This is a genomic window from Klebsiella sp. KE9456, from assembly GCF_043832615.1.
Taxonomy (GTDB): Bacteria; Pseudomonadota; Gammaproteobacteria; order Enterobacterales; family Enterobacteriaceae; genus Klebsiella; species Klebsiella indica.
In genome coordinates, this window is record NZ_JBDYQK010000005.1 from 83,159 (window position 1) to 101,718 (window position 18,560).

General features: G+C 50.1%; 15 protein-coding genes. 4 read left to right on the top strand and 11 right to left on the bottom strand.

The genetic code is table 11. The features are described from left to right. Positions 1 to 52: 52 nt before the first annotated feature. On the top strand, positions 53 to 1,342 hold the full coding sequence (gene bioA / locus ABK821_RS06720) for an adenosylmethionine--8-amino-7-oxononanoate transaminase (RefSeq protein WP_343177917.1): 1,290 nt from the start codon (positions 53 to 55) through the stop codon (positions 1,340 to 1,342). Positions 1,343 to 1,411: 69 nt separating this feature from the next. Next, a complete protein-coding gene (locus tag ABK821_RS06725; RefSeq protein WP_138360608.1) occupies positions 1,412 to 1,888 on the top strand; it encodes a kinase inhibitor in 477 nt (158 codons plus the stop codon). Positions 1,889 to 2,057: 169 nt separating this feature from the next. Here the strand turns inward: ABK821_RS06725 and hutH are convergent, their stop codons facing one another. After that, the gene (gene hutH / locus ABK821_RS06730) at positions 2,058 to 3,593 is read right to left on the bottom strand and encodes a histidine ammonia-lyase (RefSeq protein WP_142501637.1); all 1,536 of its coding nucleotides are present in this window, start codon (positions 3,591 to 3,593) and stop codon (positions 2,058 to 2,060) included. A gap of 792 nt (positions 3,594 to 4,385) precedes the next feature. On the opposite strand from hutH, the gene ABK821_RS06735 reads away from it, so the two are divergent. Beyond that, complete coding sequence (locus ABK821_RS06735) at positions 4,386 to 5,669, top strand: putative acyl-CoA thioester hydrolase (RefSeq protein ID WP_138360613.1); 1,284 nt, start codon at positions 4,386 to 4,388, stop codon at positions 5,667 to 5,669. 308 nt (positions 5,670 to 5,977) lie between these two features. On the opposite strand, the gene ABK821_RS06740 is transcribed toward ABK821_RS06735, so the two are convergent. From ABK821_RS06740 to pgl, 7 genes are all read right to left on the bottom strand, one after another. Further along, the gene (locus tag ABK821_RS06740; RefSeq protein WP_343177886.1) at positions 5,978 to 6,655 is read right to left on the bottom strand and encodes a hypothetical protein; all 678 of its coding nucleotides are present in this window, start codon (positions 6,653 to 6,655) and stop codon (positions 5,978 to 5,980) included. Positions 6,656 to 6,669: 14 nt separating this feature from the next. Further along, a complete protein-coding gene (locus tag ABK821_RS06745; protein WP_343177887.1) occupies positions 6,670 to 7,395 on the bottom strand; it encodes a molecular chaperone in 726 nt (241 codons plus the stop codon). A gap of 23 nt (positions 7,396 to 7,418) precedes the next feature. Then, on the bottom strand, positions 7,419 to 8,507 hold the full coding sequence (locus ABK821_RS06750) for a fimbrial protein (RefSeq protein WP_343177889.1): 1,089 nt from the start codon (positions 8,505 to 8,507) through the stop codon (positions 7,419 to 7,421). Positions 8,508 to 8,522: 15 nt separating this feature from the next. Continuing rightward, entirely contained in the window at positions 8,523 to 11,066 is a 2,544-nt protein-coding gene (locus ABK821_RS06755; RefSeq protein WP_138360617.1) for a fimbria/pilus outer membrane usher protein, read from the bottom strand. Further along, positions 11,041 to 11,790, bottom strand: a complete 750-nt coding sequence (locus ABK821_RS06760; RefSeq protein ID WP_138360618.1) for a molecular chaperone — start codon at positions 11,788 to 11,790, stop codon at positions 11,041 to 11,043. The genes ABK821_RS06755 and ABK821_RS06760 overlap by 26 nt, the downstream gene beginning before the upstream one ends. A gap of 57 nt (positions 11,791 to 11,847) precedes the next feature. Beyond that, positions 11,848 to 12,405, bottom strand: a complete 558-nt coding sequence (locus tag ABK821_RS06765; RefSeq protein ID WP_138360619.1) for a fimbrial protein — start codon at positions 12,403 to 12,405, stop codon at positions 11,848 to 11,850. Positions 12,406 to 13,952: 1,547 nt separating this feature from the next. Continuing rightward, positions 13,953 to 14,948, bottom strand: coding sequence for a 6-phosphogluconolactonase (gene pgl / locus ABK821_RS06770; RefSeq protein ID WP_138360620.1), 996 nt, complete (start codon positions 14,946 to 14,948; stop codon positions 13,953 to 13,955). A 223-nt stretch (positions 14,949 to 15,171) separates the two neighbouring features. Between pgl and ABK821_RS06775 the strand changes: the two genes are divergently transcribed. Then, complete coding sequence (locus ABK821_RS06775) at positions 15,172 to 15,990, top strand: pyridoxal phosphatase (protein ID WP_138360621.1); 819 nt, start codon at positions 15,172 to 15,174, stop codon at positions 15,988 to 15,990. Here ABK821_RS06775 and modC read toward each other — a convergent pair whose 3' ends face one another. From modC to modA, 3 genes are read right to left on the bottom strand one after another with little or no spacing between them, the layout of a single operon-like run. Next, complete coding sequence (gene modC, locus ABK821_RS06780; protein ID WP_138360622.1) at positions 15,991 to 17,049, bottom strand: molybdenum ABC transporter ATP-binding protein ModC; 1,059 nt, start codon at positions 17,047 to 17,049, stop codon at positions 15,991 to 15,993. Positions 17,050 to 17,051: 2 nt separating this feature from the next. Further along, positions 17,052 to 17,741 (bottom strand): molybdate ABC transporter permease subunit, encoded by a 690-nt coding sequence (gene modB / locus ABK821_RS06785; RefSeq protein ID WP_138360623.1) that lies wholly within the window; start codon positions 17,739 to 17,741, stop codon positions 17,052 to 17,054. Further along, the gene (gene modA / locus ABK821_RS06790) at positions 17,741 to 18,514 is read right to left on the bottom strand and encodes a molybdate ABC transporter substrate-binding protein (RefSeq protein WP_138360624.1); all 774 of its coding nucleotides are present in this window, start codon (positions 18,512 to 18,514) and stop codon (positions 17,741 to 17,743) included. Before modA ends, modB begins: the two co-directional genes overlap by 1 nt. Positions 18,515 to 18,560 lie beyond the last annotated feature (46 nt).

An 18,560-nucleotide genomic window follows, 5' to 3' on the forward strand; every position in this document is an offset into this window, starting at 1 on the left:
TCATTTTATACTTGTAAACCTAAATGTTTTTAAAATGGTTTACAAGTCGATTATGACAACGGACGATCTGGCCTTCGATCGGCGCCACATCTGGCACCCTTACACTTCAATGACTTCCCCTCTGCCGGTCTATCCGGTGGTGGCCGCCAGCGGCTGCGAGCTTACTCTCGCCAGCGGCGAACACCTGATCGACGGCATGTCGTCGTGGTGGGCAGCCATTCACGGCTACAATCACCCACGGCTTAACGCGGCAATGAAAACGCAGATTGACCAGATGTCGCACGTGATGTTCGGCGGGATCACCCATCCTTCCGCCGTCGCGTTGTGCCGCCAGCTGGTGGCGATGACGCCAACCGGCCTTGAGTGCGTCTTCCTCGCCGACTCCGGTTCCATTGCCGTCGAAGTGGCGATGAAAATGGCGCTCCAGTACTGGCAGGCAAAGGGCGAACCGCGCCAGCGTTTTCTCACCTTCCGCAACGGCTATCACGGCGACACTTTTGGTGCGATGTCGGTCTGCGACCCCGATAATTCAATGCACAGCCTGTGGCAGGGCTACCTGCCGGATAATCTGTTTGCCCCGGCGCCGCAAAGCCGCTTCGATGGCGAATGGGATGAGCGGGATATGGCGCCGTTCGCCCGTCTGATGGCCGCCCATCGCCATGACATCGCGGCAGTCATTCTGGAGCCGATTGTCCAGGGGGCTGGCGGAATGCGGATGTATCATCCGGAGTGGCTCAGACGAATTCGCAAAATGTGCGACCATGAAGGCATTTTGCTGATCGCCGATGAGATTGCCACCGGTTTTGGCCGGACCGGTAAGCTGTTCGCCTGTGAGCACGCGGATATCGCCGCCGACATTCTGTGTCTCGGTAAAGCGCTGACCGGCGGCACCATGACCCTTTCCGCCACGCTGACCACCCGCCAGGTAGCGGACACCATCAGCAACGGTGAAGCCGGTTGTTTTATGCACGGTCCGACATTTATGGGCAACCCGCTGGCCTGCGCGGTGGCCACGGAAAGCCTGCGCCTGCTGGCAAGCGGCGAATGGCGGCAGCAGGTGGCGGCAATTGAGGCGCAGCTTAAAGCCGAACTGGCTCCGACGCGAGGATCCGCGCAGGTTGCCGATGTTCGCGTGCTCGGGGCAATAGGCGTGGTCGAAACCCACCGGCCGGTAAATATGGCCGCCCTGCAGCGCTTTTTCGTCGGGCAAGGCGTGTGGATCCGCCCCTTCGGTCGCCTAATCTACCTGATGCCACCGTATATCATCACGCCAGAGCAGCTGACCCGTCTGACGCAGGCGGTTAACGCCGCAGTGCAGGAAGAAACGTTTTTTTGCGAATAAGAGACGGTAATGCCGCAGCTCACGCGCTACACTTTTTTGCTACTCAGTAGATGAATTTGAGGAGAGGCAATGAAACTCATCAGTCATGATTTACAGGACGGCGAGAAGCTGCCCAGCCGTCATGTTTTCAACGGCATGGGCTACGATGGCGACAATATTTCACCACATCTGGCGTGGGATGATGTCCCGGCAGGAACGAAAAGCTTCGTAGTCACCTGCTACGATCCCGATGCGCCAACCGGCTCCGGCTGGTGGCACTGGATTGTGGCGAATCTGCCTGCTGATACCCGCGTTTTACCGCAGGGTGCAGGTTCCGGTCAGGCAGAGTTGCCCAGCGGGGCGATTCAGACCCGTACCGATTTTGGTCAGACCGGATACGGCGGCGCAGCGCCGCCGAAAGGTGAAACCCACCGCTATATCTTTACCGTTCATGCGCTGGACGTGGATAAAATTGATGTCGACGAAGGCGCAAGCGGCGCGATGGTGGGCTTTAACGTCCATTTTCACCGTCTCGGCAGCGCATCAATTAGCGCGTTGTTTAGCTAACGATCCTGAAAGCGGCGTGGCTCACCGCGGGCTGCGGCCCATGCAGTTTGCGGGGTTGTAGACCGGGCATATACATGTATCCTGATAGTTTTATCCGGTGCCAAATAGGTATGCAGGGTAACCGGGAGGAAAACGACCTCCCGGCACGGATGCAAAAAACAGGGAAAGTTCAGGGGGAATCGGAAAGCACGGCGGGCAGCAGCCGCGCCAGATGACGCGTCGCCAGAAGTTCAATAGCGGTTTCAATATCCGGAGCGAAGAAACGGTCTTCGGTATAATGGGCGACCTTTTCGCGCAGCAGGCGACGCGCTGTTTCCAGCAGCGGACTGCTGGTCAGTCCTTCACGCATATCCAGCCCCTGTACGGCGGCCAGCCACTCAACCGCCAGCACTCCGCGGGTATTCTCCGCCATCGCCCACAGACGACGACCAGCGGCCGGGGCCATGGAAACGTGGTCCTCCTGGTTGGCGGAGGTCGGCAGGCTATCCACGCTGTGCGGGTGCGCCAGCGCTTTGTTTTCGCTGGCCAGCGCCGCCGCCGTTACCTGAGCGATCATAAAGCCGGAGTTAACGCCGCCATTTTTCACCAGAAACGGCGGCAGTTGCGACATATGGCTGTCCATCATCAGGGCGATTCGCCGCTCCGACAATGACCCTATTTCGGCAATGGCCAGCGCGATATTATCCGCCGCCATCGCCACCGGCTCGGCGTGGAAGTTACCGCCGGAGATCACATCGTTTTCGCTGGCAAAAACCAGCGGATTGTCGGATACCGCATTGGCTTCAATCAGCAGTACCTCCGCCGCCTGGCGAATCTGGGTCAGGCAGGCCCCCATCACCTGCGGCTGACAGCGCAAGGAGTACGGATCCTGCACCTTGCTGCAGTTATGGTGCGATTGTGAAATGGCGCTGTCGTCGGCCAGCAGATGGCGATAGAGCGCTGCGGCGTCAATTTGCCCGCGCTGACCGCGTGCTTCATGAATGCGCGGGTCAAACGGGCGACGCGAGCCAAGCGCCGCTTCAGTGGTTAATGCCCCGCAAACCACCGCGGAAGCAAACAGATCTTCGGCTTCAAACAGACCGCGCAGCGCAAACGCCGTCGAAACCTGGGTGCCGTTAAGCAGCGCCAGCCCCTCCTTCGCCGCAAGACTGATTGGCACAAGCCCGGCCAGGCGTAACGCGTCCATCGCGGGAAGCCATTCACCGCCCCGCACGCGGGCTTTACCTTCGCCAAGCAGGGCTAAAGACATATGCGCCAGCGGCGCGAGATCGCCGGAGGCCCCGACCGAACCTTTCGCCGGGATCCATGGCGTCACGCCCGCGTTAACCAGATCAATCAACGCCTGAATGACGCTCAGGCGAATCCCGGAGAAGCCGCGCGACAGGCTGTTAATTTTCAGCACCATAATCAGGCGCACCAGGTCATCATCCAGCGGTTCGCCAATTCCCGCCGCGTGGGATAGCACCAGCGAACGCTGGAGATTTTCCAGATCTTCAGTAGAAATGCGCGTTTGCGCCAGCAGGCCAAAACCGGTGTTTATACCATACGCGGTTCGGCCTTCCGCCAGAATCGCATTCACACAAGCAACGCTATCATCAATAGCCGCAATAGCGCGTTCGTCGAGGAGGAGCTTCAGTGGCTGACTGTAGACATCGCGCAGTTGCGACAGGCTAAGCTGGCCCGGAATCAATGTTAACGCGTTCATTTAGCATGCTCCTGGATTGCCGCCGACCTCGGAAGAGGCAAACCTTATTTTACTCCGCACTTGATAGCGACAACGTATCCCGCTTCGGCATGGCGCGCGATGCCTGTTGCCAGAGCGTGGTGCAGAACACGGACAGTATTGATTTTGCGACATCGGGGAAACCTCCTGACAATTTACGTTAGGCATATAGATACACATACTTGTATATACAATAGCATGCAAGCCAGGATTTAACAGAGATGATGCATTTTTGTTATATTGCGTCAGCAATCACATTTTACTGATCGTCATAGAGATCAAGACGTAAAAGCAGACGTACATAGCGCCACTGCAGCGTGACAGCTTGACAAACGGAGAATGTGGGAAAGAATGCCGGGCTCGGATCTTGCCGCTGCTGCAATGCACATCGGTAGCGATGGCGGCAGGAACGCATCGCATCCGCAGTACGATTTAGAGCACATATGTTATTTCTTTGTGATCAATCGGCGCGCCGGGGGCTTGCCACTGTGTAAAGAGCGCAACTTTTTTACGCAACATCTTCCCGTTTCGCTTAACTTGGTATAAAACAGCAGGCTTTAAAGGAGTTATACCCGTCATCGTTCGAGTTGCCTGTAAGCCTGGCCGCACCGGTTCCGCCTGGTGGTCGCGTTATCTGCGTACAGCATGCAGAATGAGAGAGCAGATGTCTCTCAACGCAGGCCTGCGCGCCGTGCAAAGACGCCTGAAGCGTTTTTGTCCTGAAACTTGAATGGGTCAGGGTATATCTATTTGACTGATTTTGCCTGGAGCAACATGAACACACTATCCGTTTCCCGCCTGGCGCTGGCCCTGGCCTTTGGCGCGACGTTGTCCGCCTGTAGCTCAACGCCCGCCGATCAACAGCCCTCAACGCAGACAGCGCCGGGCACGGCTTCTCGTCCCATTTTAACCGCCGATGAAGCAAAAAACTTTTTACCGGCGAGCTATTTCCAGTCACTGGATCCTAACGCAGCGGTCTGGCGTCCGTCTGCAATCAGCCTCCCGGCAAAACCTGACTTTATCGTCGGGCCCGCGGGAACGCCGGGCGTGACCAATACCAGCATTCAGGCGGCGGTGGATGCCGCAATTACTCGCCATTCCAGCCGTCGTCAGTTTATTGCCATCATGCCGGGTGACTATGCCGGCACAGTGTACATTCCGGCCGCTCCTGGCTCCCTGACGCTTTATGGTACTGGCGAAAAGCCCATTGATGTGAAGATCAGCGAAGCAATCGATTCAGAAATGGATCCCGTTTCCTGGCGTCGCCAGATTAATCCGGGCGGAAAATATATGCCGGGTAAACCCGCCTGGTATATGTTCGACAGTTGCCAGAATAAGCGTACCGCCACCGTTGGCGTGATGTGTTCTGCGGTATTATGGTCGCAGAACAATGGGCTACAACTGCAAAACCTGACCATTGCCAACAACCTCGGCGACAGTGTTGACGCGGGAACCCATCAGGCCGTGGCATTACGTAGCGATGGCGATCAGGTACAAATTAACAATGTGAATATCCTTGGCCGACAGAACACTTTTTTTGTGACCAACAGCGGCGTACAAAACCGCCTGCAGGATAATCGTCAGACCCGTACGCTGGTGAGTAATAGCTACATTGAAGGCGACGTCGATATTGTTGCGGGCCGCGGAGCCGTGGTGTTTGATAATACCGATTTCCGCGTTGTGAACTCCCGCACCCAGAAAGAAGCCTATGTGTTCGCGCCGGCCACGCTCAAGAGCGTGACCTACGGTTTCCTGGCGATAAATAGTCGCTTTACCGCTTCCGGTGATAACGTTGCCCAACTGGGGCGCTCTCTGGACGTTGACGGCAACACCAATGGCCAGGTTGTGATTCGCGACAGCGTGATTAACGGGGGTTTTAATGTAGCCAAGCCCTGGGCTGATGCCGTCGGTTCAAATCGCCCGTTTCGTGGGAATACCGGAACGGTGGATGACAAAGGTAACCTGCAACGTAACCTGAATGACACAAACTTCAACCGCATGTGGGAATACAATAACCGCGGCGTGGGAAGCGTTGTTGTCGCAGAACCGAAGCAGTAATATCGCGAATCTGGGGGAGTGTGACTCCCCCTTAATCCCTCCGCGATAAATCAACCTGGCACAGATTCGCGCACGGCTCACAGTCGTGCCTCGCAAATAAGCGTCTGAAATAAACAATCTCCTGTCGCCAACAGCACGGTAATTTGAAATATGACGGATTTAACGCCACGACTGGAGATATAATGTTGCGCAGGAATTGGGGCCAATTCCCAAATATGGGTACGCGCTTTAGCCTGTGTTCCCGATACCGTTCAGTTCCACACGCGATATTGGCGGAAAACCTCAGGATACCGTGTCTCCCTGGACTATCAGACAGACGAACAGCCATGTATCGCGGCATTCTGTTTTGCACGCAACAGCGCCATGGTTCTCAACCGTCTGTATAATGATGGATCTTGTTGCATAATCAGTTTGCGCACTAAGGAGTTCCGTTCTCTATAAATCAGTTTATCACTCACCCCCAATTCCCGAGAGATCTCTTTAATTGACAAACCTTCCAGTAAATGGAAAACAATTTGTTGTTCTCTCAGAGTAAACAAGAAATAATTGTGATACCTTTTTTTGTTTCCCGTGATAATAGAATGACAATGTATCAAAAACAACTCCATTCGCCCTTTAATAACTGAAAGCTCGTTACGTCCTCCCAGATGTAACATTGACGTTTTATCAGGACTGTACATATCGACAAAAAATAAAACGTTACTGAATACAACTCTTTTATCATCCAGCCATTTAGCAGAAAAAATAATATCATTTTCAAAAGGCTTGCTACGTGTTTTACTGGTATCAACAAATCTTAATGAGAAGGGGATGAAATTTACATATTTATCAATGAGATGAAATGGAATATCCTCTTGTAACTCACGTTTTAGTTCAGATGACAAGAGTAATTCTTCAAAAACCGAATGTACCGCAATACCATCATATACATTTTTTGTCAGATAAATAAACTTATAGCGTAGCAATGATGAGTTAAAGCCCAGCATAGTAATATCTCTCATTATTGTAAATTAACACGCTCCACGCCGTAATCATCAATCCAAATAAAAGACTTTATATTTTCATTCACCGCAACTAATTTCCCAAGAGATATATCCAGCGAAGAAAATGGAGAGATAATGCCATCGGAAGGTAAATTCTTTATCTCTTTACCGCTTTGTAATGTAATTTTCGATAAGGTATAATGAAATGGTGATTTATTCTCTATACGAATACACATTTCATTACCACAGTGTACTTTCAATGTTTTAATTTTTTCAATCTCATGCTCAACATCATATTGCGCCAGGGCCTGCGGGCGGTAAAATATTTTAATACGCGTGCGAAAGGCCATTTGCAACATGGCCTTGCCCTCTTGAGCATTCGTTTTCTGCGGGATCTCTAATGCATTCAGCCAAAACAACGACTCTTTATTATCTGGTAACGTATTTTGATTATTAATCAACTGGAGCCGCACGACGCGAGAATTATGACCATTCAGTCGGAATATGGGGGGTAAAATCATGAACGGCATCTTAATTGCCTCCGGTTTGTCCATAATATCACCCCGGTCAGTCCATAGTTGCATCAGAACCGCATTATCACCTTCATTCTCAATTTTAAATGATACGTCATGCTCATTTTCATTCAGAATCAGCCGCGTAAAATTAATATATGTTGCTGAGAATGTCGATGAACAAAAGAATAGCAACAACGCGACAGAAAAAAGCTTTGTAAAAAAAATCATAATGCGGTTCCTGATCACAACTTTTATTTATAAATTAACGTAAACGTGACCGCTCCATTAACATTTCCGGAAGACACACTCTCTTCAGTTTGATATAGCCCTGCCCGTAATGGCACTGTATAGGTTGCATTCTCGAGAGAGGGATCATAATCAGTTAACAAATAGGATGTATTAAATGATATCGGTACATCCTGATCATTCAATAACTGAAGACTGACCCCGCTGGCCGTCGATGTCGCACTGCTGGCAAATACTCCCTGAGAGTTATCGATTATCGACGTTGTTGGTGTAAATTGATAACCGATACTGGCTAAACCTGACGGACACTTGGTAAATACCAGTGAAAAATCGGTCCTTGATGTAGTGTAGCCCACGCCCGTGAAACTTGCACGATTGGCTGGTGGAAGTTCCACATTAACATCAGAGGTTGTGCAGGTGCCGCCAGTCGTCGAAATAACCAATCCCCCGGCACGATACTGCGCAATCATATACGTACCACCACCGACAAAGACTGTGCCGCCATAAGTTTGATAATGGCGCATATACATCGGGTCGAAAATAGGGGTAGAACCTGCGGTTAATGTTGTCGCTGTTTTCACAAAGCGGACCTGTACATCAACACCAATATACCATGAATTAGGGCCATCGTAGCTCGCATTAAATAATTGTGAGGGCGTTTGATAAACGCCATTATTAATAGTCAGCGGGTACCAGTCACTGACCTGACCTTTAACGGTATAGCGCCATCGTGCGACATAACCTAAGCCCGTTTTAACCGTCGTGTTATAAACAGTATACGTTTGGCCATCAATCGACATCGTTCCCCAAATCGTGTATGGAGGATAGCCCTGAACCGCCATTGGTATCGCTTGATCCTGATACGCGGTCCTGTGGTTACAGGTCCATGCCGTAGGATCTGATGACGTCAACCAGGTGCCCAGTAGATCCCCTACCGCCGCATCTTTACCCACCTGCACTGTAGTCGAATCAAAAAGTTGATAGTAACCATTGGTTCTCAGGCAGTCGACCCATGTACCATCAGCCCTGGCAAAACCACTCGCTCCAGCGAAGACAAATAAGTACAAAACTAAACTCCGTACTATTTTTATCATTATGCCCTTCTCCTGTTATTGGCAAACCGCATTGGCTTGTGGCAAACCGGTACCTGTTCCTGCCGCTTTAGCAGGAAGTGCGTAAGTGAATGAACATGTCTGGCTACCGTGGTTTCCCCATTTCACATGGAGTTTCCCTGTTTCATTCTTAACTCTAACAAACGCCTGTCCACCTTGTGTGACATAACCGACAGAGTGGTTATTTTCATCCATAATCTCAGAACCGAACGGTAATTCTTCCGAGGGATGGCTTAACGTCAGAAGTAGAGAATGACCAATATCCGTCTTATATTTCATCAATACAACTGCCCCGGCCGTTGGCACAATATTCTGACTGGTCACATCCAGCGAAACATCATTCGATAATCCTTTCGGATCGAGCTCTATAGTATTCTGACGATACGGCGTTAAATAAGGCACTGCGGCTTTACCATAGCGATTTAAACTCAGGCTACTGTTATTGGTTATTCTTGCTCCGGCGGCATTATCCGCTTCGATAATCGCTATCGTATCCCCCATCACAGGCGTGAGTACGATACCACTTTGCCAGGCGACAACACCGCCAGATAAATTCATACCGTATTGTTGATAACCGCTTCCTGCTGAAATGCTGGCCCCGATATTGCTCCAGGGGGATGTCCAGTTGCCACTGACCCCTCCGGTCGTTTTCGTACCCGATTGCTTGTAGCGATCAACACTGCCAAAAGCACTATAGTTATACTGACGATTATTGCCGGCTGTTCCGGCAATGGAGTTTTGAATTCCCCGGTGATCGCGCTCTTGAATATAGGTAGAGTTGAGGTAAGCCGAACGACCGCTTTCCCCAAGCGGTAAAGAGATACCGATGGCAATCTTATTATCCCATTTATCCTTCACCAAATCGCGAGTTCGGCTGGCATTGATATTCAAATTGAAATACTTAAAGGCATTGGTATACCCAAACTGATATTCGGTATCCTGACCACTTCGGTTCCAGTAATTCTGAGTACTGGCGCTGATATTAAAGCTTCCCCAGGTATCATTAATCGTTTGCGTCGCACTAATCTGTAAGCGATTTTTACGGTTCACCGTATCATTAAACCAACTACTGCTGCGCTGTTGACCATCACGTAACATCATTGCATCATCAATGCTGTAATAACCTGAACTGGAATAGCGATAGCTGGCCAGAGTGACGTTGGTATTGACAACCGGCAATATTTTAGCAAAAGAAAAACGAATACTTTGCCCTTCACGTTTAATATCATCGCGAAGCGTACTGCGCGCATGAGTAATATCCGTTGAAATCGCCCCAATTGCGGTATTTAAAGCTATACCACCGGCGACTGACTGGTAATTTTCACCTGCCAATATACCGCTATAGCCTGTAATCAGGTTAGTAAAGCCATGACGTAGGGTTCCCATGATAATATCCGGGTCTTCATCAACTACCGTATTACGATAACGTCCCCCCATTAGGGTGTAACGTGTGGTGCCTGGACGTAAAAGTTCGGCAATAGATGCATAGGTCACGGTGAAGCTATGCTCGCTGCCATCGGCCTCTTTTATGGTTACCAGTAAATCGCCCCCCGTACCGGTGGGATACAGATCATCAATGACAAACGCCCCAGGAGGTACGGTTGTTTCATAGATCCGCATACCTCTCTGGCTGACACGAACCAGCGCGTTGGTGTTGGCAATTCCGGTAATTATCGGCGCGTAACCGCGTTGAGAATCCATGTACATACGATCGTCTGACGACATCATCACGCCGCGGAAGCCAATACTATCGAAAACTTGTCCATCGGTAGACGATTCCCCGACAACCAACTTGCTACGTAATGGGACAATCGCGCGTTCGAGATAGGTATTGGCATTGTTATAATCCCAACCTCTCCCTTCGCTCCAGCTAAATGAACCGCGATAACGCAGACGCCAGACATCCCAGTTAATTCCGCCTCTCAGTCCAAGATATTGAGTGGAAAGAGAGTCAGCACCTGACATTCTGGAGTGGTAAGTGTTATAATCATATTGCAACGTCGCTGCCGGGATCCCGTTATCCCAGAGTTCAGGGCTAACATAACCCCGGGCATGGCGTAATAAGTAGATCTGTGGCGACTGCATATTAATACGTTGCGTCGCTACATCAAAGTTCGCTACCAGGTCCGGATATATCTCTTCAGCACGTACACAAGCATTATCGGCTTTTAATCTTTGGATAATCTCTGGTTTGATTTTATCCAGATCAATTCCTGACAGTGAAACCAGTTTCAGATTAAAACACGGTCTTGCTATCGTTGTTTGACGATCATCTTTATCGAATTTAACATCAACACGCCCCTTCCATTTATCATTAACATAAAGATCGACGGTATAATTTCCGCTGGCAACGGGATTCCCCCGGGAATAAGCACTGACATCAATAGCTGAGCGTAAAAACTCACTATTGAAAATAACCTCATCACTTTGTGGTGCGGCTGCTGCCTGAGAAACAAAAATTGATACAATGACAAACTGTGCTATCAGCGTTAAACCAATCGAAGAGGGATTTTTTTTATTTACTTTGCAATACCTGCTCATTTTTTGTTTCTCCTCCATAATCATTAATCACACTGTAAAACAGAGTGAGACCATCCAGTCTTTCTGATTTTTTAGTAACTAACTGGAGATTCGTCTCTCCCTTAGGTGCAATCATTCGTTGAGGAAAATTCTCAACGGAAGCAACTATCGCAGACTCCTTTGTTCTCCGAACATCAACACTGCTTAATGTAATAAAATAAGGGGAGTCATTTTTAATATTTAACGTGTTACCTTTTCGGTTAAATTTGAGTTTTTTATAGGATTCCAGCGCGCTGTATTCAAGGCCAGCCGGGCGATAGAATAGTTTTATTCGCGTGCGAAATGCCAGTTGCAAAAGATTCGTGCCAGCTTCGATCATTTTTGTCGGTTTTGGCGGCACCTCCAGCATATTAAACCAGTACAATGACTCTCTGTCCTGAGGGAGGGAGGCATCAGTGAACATGATCCTCGCTGCCTGTCCTTTATTCGGATCGATGCGCACAACAGGAGGGGTGATAATAAAGGGGACGGTTACCTCACCGGGTCTGGATTTAGGATTGCCATCATCAATCCATAATTGTAATAGATAAGGGTTCTTACCATTATTTTTTAATTGTACAACCGATTCTTTATCTTTCGCATTGAAAATGATGCGCGTTCCGTTAATCGCAACGTCGGCCACCGTTTCAGCAGAGATGAAAAACGATACAATCAAAATTAAACAGTGGGGAATTTTTTTTAACATCAAAGAACCTCATCATTGACAGGAGTAAAAGCATTCGCTTTTACTCCTGTGAATCTATTACTCGTAAACCATGGTGTAATCAACCTGCGTGGTTACAGCGCCGGCGGTTGCTGCTGCTGTTGCATAATATTGCGCATAATAATTCAGAACACCGCTGCCAGAGCTGATATCAACCGGAATATCATTCTGACCAGTCGCTACTGACGCACCAGCAACAATAGCTTCACTATTGGCATTCAACAGTTGGACCTGTACATTGCCCGCAGCATCGCCAGCGGTAGTATCAATATTCAGACGTCCAGTCTCGCTATCAACATAAGTGCCCGGCTCAAAATAGGTGCTTGCAGTATTTAAAGCCGTCCCAGTACAACCGGAAAGTGAAATATTGAACGGTGTTGCACCCGCAGTCGCTCCTGGTGAAGGCAGAGCGGAAACTGAAACTGTCGGTAACGTTACCGTTGCATCAGCGGCACCGCCATCTACAGAGATAGTGCATGTGGTATCGGTAACCTGCCCATTGATAGTAATGGTTCCATCCACAGCAGAAGCGGAAGTTGCCACGACAGAAGACAATGCCAGAGCCAGTGCTGAAATAGCATATTTATAATTACGCATATATAGTTCCCTATTTGGGTTAAGATGTACAACAACACAAAAATGATATTGAAATAACTAACAGCACTTCCTTAATTCCTCAGAAATAAGAAAGTATCAATATCATCTAATTTTCATAACAATAATATACAGCAATTTATTGATACGCAATAATAGGAAAATTCAACCACATTTATATCCTGATAATTTATTTAGGATAAACCCAGGTATCTTATTTATTTATACGTAATATACAAAAAACACACTTTAATAGTTTTTTACTCTGCCATTTTTTACAAAAAAAAATAAATCACTATAATTTTTATTATTTGATCCAGATCAAATATACGGGTATTTATTAACAAAATCCTAACAATTTAGAAGTGTTTTTGTACATTTTATAATCAATAAGAATTCATTTTTAGTACATTTAATGTACTTGTTTACTGTTTATTCTCCTTTCCATCAGAAATAGTAGAAATATCGTAAGTGGGACATTATTCACAAGAGTAAAAATACTTTAAAATACATAGAAATAAAAATTTATAATTCACAACACTCCACTAAGAAAGAAAAATCTTAATTCTTCTTAATCGTTGATAAATTATTCGGCGCTACTTGCTTGTTGCATTTTTCATCAGTTAGATTTATTTTCTTATAAACAGATAAATTTCAGCCAGAATGACTATAAAACGTATCATCAAACAACATTCACATTATAAAATCCCATAAAGACCCTGTTTATCAGGTAGATTCAGTATCTGGACATTTATCTATAGTAGAAAAATCCTGGGAAAGTGAACGTAAATGGTGAAAGACGCCATCTGTTTTCCCGCTTTTTCTGCCTGAGCGCATGCACAGACGCCCATCAGATATTGCGCTTGCCGTATGCCCCCCCGTAAATCGCCCAATTGACGAAAGTACTGTTCCCATCAATGCTCCCGTGTATTAACAGCGTATAAAGTACAGCCGTCCGACGCTAAGGCGATCCATAAATCGGCGCGAAAACGATAAGTCAGGGTTCTTTTACGGCAACACTGGCATCACTCGTCGGTGAAAGGATACGCGATGATCTGGTTCAAAGAAGGCGCCGGTCAGGCATTATTTGGCGGGGTTGAGTGAAACGAAGGTCGATACCGCATCGCGGATGACATGCTGATTTACAGAGATGAACAACTATATACTCGCCATACTTCAGGTTGCATGCGTGGTGGCTTCTGAATGACTCGTCTCATCCATGAGACTTGCCCTTACGGGCCGTCGCTTTACGACGTTCAAATCCGTTCCTGACAGATCTGTCATTCCCCCCTGTCACATCACTATCTATGCTCCGGGGAATTGACTCTCTTGCCGTATGATCCGGCCTCTGCCTCATGCCTTCGGTGCCAGCACATACGCTGTGCAAAACGGTTAACCGTCTTGTCCCGCAACTCGCATGATCTAACGTACAGAGACGATTGCATAGAAAGGGCGTACAGTGAGTCAATCACAAAACATTGTTCCTGCCTCTTTCACTTCCCCATTCCCGGAGGCATCCGGTACTGCAATGAGGTTTATCATCTCGTCACTTAGTAGGCGTTCACAACCACCCACATCGGGCCCTGGCCGACGGCATAGCGCCCTTTCTCCTGCAATAGCCCCTGCTCGCCATGAATCTCATACACCGCGATATGATGCGATTTCTGACCGGCGGCAATCAGGTATTTTCCGCTGTGATCGAGGTTGAAGCCACGTGGCTGGGCTTCGGTATTCTGATAGCCTTCAACAGACAGCACGCTACCATCTTCGGAGACGCTGAAGATGGTAATAATGCTGGCGGTACGATCGCAGGCGTAGAGATGACGACCATCCGGGGTCAGGTGAATATCCGCAGCCCAGCGTACATCGCTGAAATCAGGCGGCATCATATCCAGAGTCTGCACACACTCAATTTTGCCATGCAGATCTTTCAGCGCCCAGACATCAACGGAGCTATTCAGCTCATTTACGCAATAACCGTATTGCTGGTTCGGGTGGAACACCATATGACGCGGACCAGCACCTTCAACAGTGGTCACTTCCGCGGGTTCCTGCGCGCTCAGGAAACCATCCTCGCTCAGGGTAAACAGGCAAATACGATCCTGCTTCAACGCTGGCACCCACAGCGTACGATTATCCGGGGAGATGTTTGCTGAATGGCAGCCCTCCAGCCCTTCAACCACGGTCACCGTTTCCCCTGGCAGCCCCTCCACCAGCGGCGTGACGCTGACGCAGCCCGCATTATAAGAGGCACTAAATAAAAAGCGCCCCTGACGATCGGTGGAAATATGCGTCGGGCTGCCCGGCAATGCCGCCTCACCAGCAAAGGTCAGGGCGCCATTATCAGGCGCAATGCGGTAAGCCAGTACGCGAAACTCCGGACGCACGCCAACGTAGAGATACGCTTTGTTCGGGCTCACCACCATCGGCTGCACCTGACCAAATGCATCAACAACCTGCACCAGGGTCAGCTTTCCCTCAGGATCCAGATCCCAGACATGAATCTGTTGGCTTTCCGGGCTGGCGGTATAAACGGTTTGTTTCATGAATGCTCCTTTCCTCACTGCGCATGGAAAATTTATCTTTCACGGCTATAGCTGCCTGAAAAATACACTATGCAAACACACTCTCATTCAAGATACCTCGCGGTAGCTCAAAGGTTAACGTGTATCGGCTCTTTTGGCGGTAGATACTGAAAAGTTTCCCCGAACAGCACAGCGGTGTACCATCAGGGCAAGAAAACTTTTCATCATCAACCGGAAACAACACATGACCTCACGCGTGATTGCCCTGGATTTAGACGGCACGCTATTGACCAGCAAAAAAACTATCCTCCCCGCGTCGCTCGATGCACTGGATCGCGCTAAAAACGCCGGGTACCAGGTGATCATCGTCACCGGTCGACATCACGTCGCTATCCACCCTTTTTATCAGGCACTGGCTCTGGATACACCTGCAATTTGCTGTAATGGCACTTATTTGTATGATTATCATGCAAAAAAGGTTATTGAGTCCGATCCGATGCCGGTAGACAAGGCCCTGAGCCTGACGGAAATGCTCAACGAGCATGATATCCACGGCCTGATGTACGTCGATGATGCCATGCTATACGAGCAGCTCACCGGCCACGTTATCCGTACCACCAACTGGGCGCAGTCTCTCCCCGTCGGGCAGCGTCCGGTATTTACTCAGGTCGACTCGCTGGCGCAGGCCGCGCGCCAGGTTAATGCCGTATGGAAATTCGCCCTCACCGACGAAGATACCGCGAAACTGCAGCATTTCGCCCGGCACGTCGCTCAGACGCTGGGGCTGGAATGCGAATGGTCGTGGCACGATCAGGTTGATATCGCCCGCGCGGGAAACAGTAAAGGCCAACGCCTGGCCAGGTGGATCGCGGCGCAGGGGCTGTCAATGCAGGACGTGGTGGCCTTCGGCGACAACTACAACGACCTCAGCATGCTGGAAGCGGCCGGTACCGGCGTAGCGATGGGCAACGCGGTGGATGAAGTCAAAGCCCGGGCCAACGTGGTGATTGGTGAAAACGAAACCCCCAGTATCGCCGACTACATCAACCGCTATTTGTTGTAATCAGGCGGCTATCGACACGCTTTTAATTTGCGCATACAGCGGCTGCCCGGGGGTAATTTGCAGGTCATCGCGGGCCCAGGGGCTGATACGCGCCCACAACGTACGGCCGCTAATTTCCAGCCTGACCTCGACCTGCCCACTGCTTTCAATGCACTGCACCACCCGTGCGGGCAAAATATTGCGGATACTGGTTTGTTGCCCGGGTTGCAGTACCAGAGAGACATCGGAGGCCTGAATACGGATGCGTACCGTTTCTCCTTGCGGCCGGTCAAGCTGATTGACCCAAAGCCGTTGGTCGCCGAGCGCCAGCGCGGTCATCGCATATTGCTGATGCTGCTCGACAACGGTGACATTCAGGATGGTGCTTTGTTGCTCCTGCGGTAACCAGGGATGCATCACGCTGCTGCTCCACACCTCTTCCAGATCGCCCAACGCTTTTACTTTCCCCTCTTCCAGTACCAGTACTTTATCCGCCAGATGCTGGATTTCATCCAGCGAGTGGCTGACGTACAGCATCGGGATATGAATTTCGCGCGCCAGACGTTGCAGATAGGGCAACAGCTCGCGCTTACGCGGAATATCCAGCGATGCCAGCGGTTCATCCAGCAGCAGCAATTCCGGTGCAGTGAGCAATGCCCGGCCAATGGCGACTCGCTGCTTTTCGCCACCGGAGAGATCGCCCGGCAAGCGGTCCAGCAGCGGAGCAATACCGAGCAGCTCCACCAGCTTATCGAACTGATCGGTCATATTCTTCGCCATGCCGTATTTCAGATTGCCCCGTACCTTGTAGTGCGGAAACAGGCGGGCATCCTGAAAGACGTAGCCAATGCGGCGTTTTTCAGGAGCCAGACAGATGCGGTTTTCAACATCATTAAGCACTCTACCGTTAAGCACAATACGCCCCTGCTGAGGACGCGTCAGGCCGCTAATGGCGTTAATCAGTGATGTTTTTCCCGCACCAGACACGCCAAAAATCGCGGTAATACCGCTGGCGGGAAGTGTCTCGCGGATCTGCAGACAGTGGGTGCCCAGCGTCTGGGTAAAATCGAGTTCGAGCATGCTTATTTCCCCGTCCGCTTACGGCTGAGACGGGCCAGCCATTCAGAAATCATCAGCGATATCAGCGCCAGAACAATCGAAATCAAACATAACCGCGCCGCCGCCCCTTCACCGCCGGGGGTCTGAATCAGGGTATACATCGCCGAAGGGATCGTCCGTGTTTCGCCGGGAATATTGGAAACAAAAGTGATGGTTGCGCCAAATTCGCCCAGCGAGCGGGCGAAAGCGAGTACGGTGCCGACGATAATACCGGGCAGCGTCAACGGTAATGTAATGGTGAAAAATACGCGCCAGCGGCCTGCCCCCAGGGTGCGTGCCGCCTGTTCAAGCCTGACATCGACCCCTTCCAGCGCCAGACGAATGGCCCGTACCATCAGGGGAAAAGACATCACCGACGCCGCCAGTACCGCGCCGCGCCAGCTAAACGCGAAACTCAGACCAAACCAGTCATAAAGCCAGCTACCGATAAACCCGCGTCGCCCCATCGCAACCAGCAACAGATAACCCACGACCACCGGCGGTAACACCAGCGGCAAATGGATAACGCTATCGAGCAGCGCCTTACCCGGGAAATTCCGTCGCACCAGCAGCCAGGAAAAGAAGATCCCAAAAGGTAAGCTAAACACCACCGCCAGGGATGAGACTTTCAGGCTCAGCAGTACCGCCTGCCATTCGGGATCGCTTAAGAACATTAGTGAGTAGTAAACCCGTAACGTTTAAAGATTGCAGAAGCTTGTGGCCCTTTCAGATAATCATAAAAGGCGCTTACCGTCGCATTTTTATGCCCGTCGACTATAGCCAGCGGATATTCTACTTTCTTATGAGAATCTTCAGGGAAGGTTCCGACAACTTTTACGCCTTTGCTGGCAACGGCATCAGAGCCATAAACAATGCCCAGCGGGGCTTCGTTACGCTCAACCAGCGCCAGCGCGCCGCGAACGTCTTCCGCCGGCGCCAGTTTAGGCGACAAGGTTTCCCAGGCCCCCAGTTTTTGTAACGCTTCTTTAGCGTAAATGCCAGCAGGCACGTGCTCCGGGTCGCCGACAGCCAGACGGCCACCTTTCAACAAATGGGTCCAGTCGGTTTTATCATTAATGGTGAAAGCTTCCTGGGGGCTGGCTTTCGGCGCAACGACAACCAGGCTATTGCCCAGTAACGTGGTGCGTGAAGCGGTATCGATCGTTTTTTTCCCGACCGCGTAATCCATCCATTTTTGGTCCGCGGAGATGAACAAATCCGCAGGCGCTCCCGCTTCAATTTGTCGCGCCAGTGTAGATGAAGAGGCAAAGGAAGAGACCACGTCTACGTTTTTCTCTTTCTTATACTCTTTCGCAATATCCTGCATCGCGTTAGTGAGCGATGCCGCGGCAAACACCGTGATTTTACCTTCGTCCGCCAGCGCGTGACCAGCAACAGAGAGCGTTAACGCCGCTCCGGCAAAAAAACGTAACCATTGACCTGTCATCTGAAACTCCTGTGGGCTCGTTATGTAGGAGATAATATAACGACAA

Coding starts and splice junctions, on each gene's coding strand:
- bioA (WP_343177917.1), top strand. CDS start 53: ATGACAACGGACGATCTGGCCTTCGATCGGCGCCACATCTGGCACCCT.
- ABK821_RS06725 (WP_138360608.1), top strand. CDS start 1,412: ATGAAACTCATCAGTCATGATTTACAGGACGGCGAGAAGCTGCCCAGC.
- hutH (WP_142501637.1), bottom strand. CDS start 3,593: ATGAACGCGTTAACATTGATTCCGGGCCAGCTTAGCCTGTCGCAACTG.
- ABK821_RS06735 (WP_138360613.1), top strand. CDS start 4,386: ATGAACACACTATCCGTTTCCCGCCTGGCGCTGGCCCTGGCCTTTGGC.
- ABK821_RS06740 (WP_343177886.1), bottom strand. CDS start 6,655: ATGCTGGGCTTTAACTCATCATTGCTACGCTATAAGTTTATTTATCTG.
- ABK821_RS06745 (WP_343177887.1), bottom strand. CDS start 7,395: ATGATTTTTTTTACAAAGCTTTTTTCTGTCGCGTTGTTGCTATTCTTT.
- ABK821_RS06750 (WP_343177889.1), bottom strand. CDS start 8,507: ATGATAAAAATAGTACGGAGTTTAGTTTTGTACTTATTTGTCTTCGCT.
- ABK821_RS06755 (WP_138360617.1), bottom strand. CDS start 11,066: ATGAGCAGGTATTGCAAAGTAAATAAAAAAAATCCCTCTTCGATTGGT.
- ABK821_RS06760 (WP_138360618.1), bottom strand. CDS start 11,790: ATGTTAAAAAAAATTCCCCACTGTTTAATTTTGATTGTATCGTTTTTC.
- ABK821_RS06765 (WP_138360619.1), bottom strand. CDS start 12,405: ATGCGTAATTATAAATATGCTATTTCAGCACTGGCTCTGGCATTGTCT.
- pgl (WP_138360620.1), bottom strand. CDS start 14,948: ATGAAACAAACCGTTTATACCGCCAGCCCGGAAAGCCAACAGATTCAT.
- ABK821_RS06775 (WP_138360621.1), top strand. CDS start 15,172: ATGACCTCACGCGTGATTGCCCTGGATTTAGACGGCACGCTATTGACC.
- modC (WP_138360622.1), bottom strand. CDS start 17,049: ATGCTCGAACTCGATTTTACCCAGACGCTGGGCACCCACTGTCTGCAG.
- modB (WP_138360623.1), bottom strand. CDS start 17,741: ATGTTCTTAAGCGATCCCGAATGGCAGGCGGTACTGCTGAGCCTGAAA.
- modA (WP_138360624.1), bottom strand. CDS start 18,514: ATGACAGGTCAATGGTTACGTTTTTTTGCCGGAGCGGCGTTAACGCTC.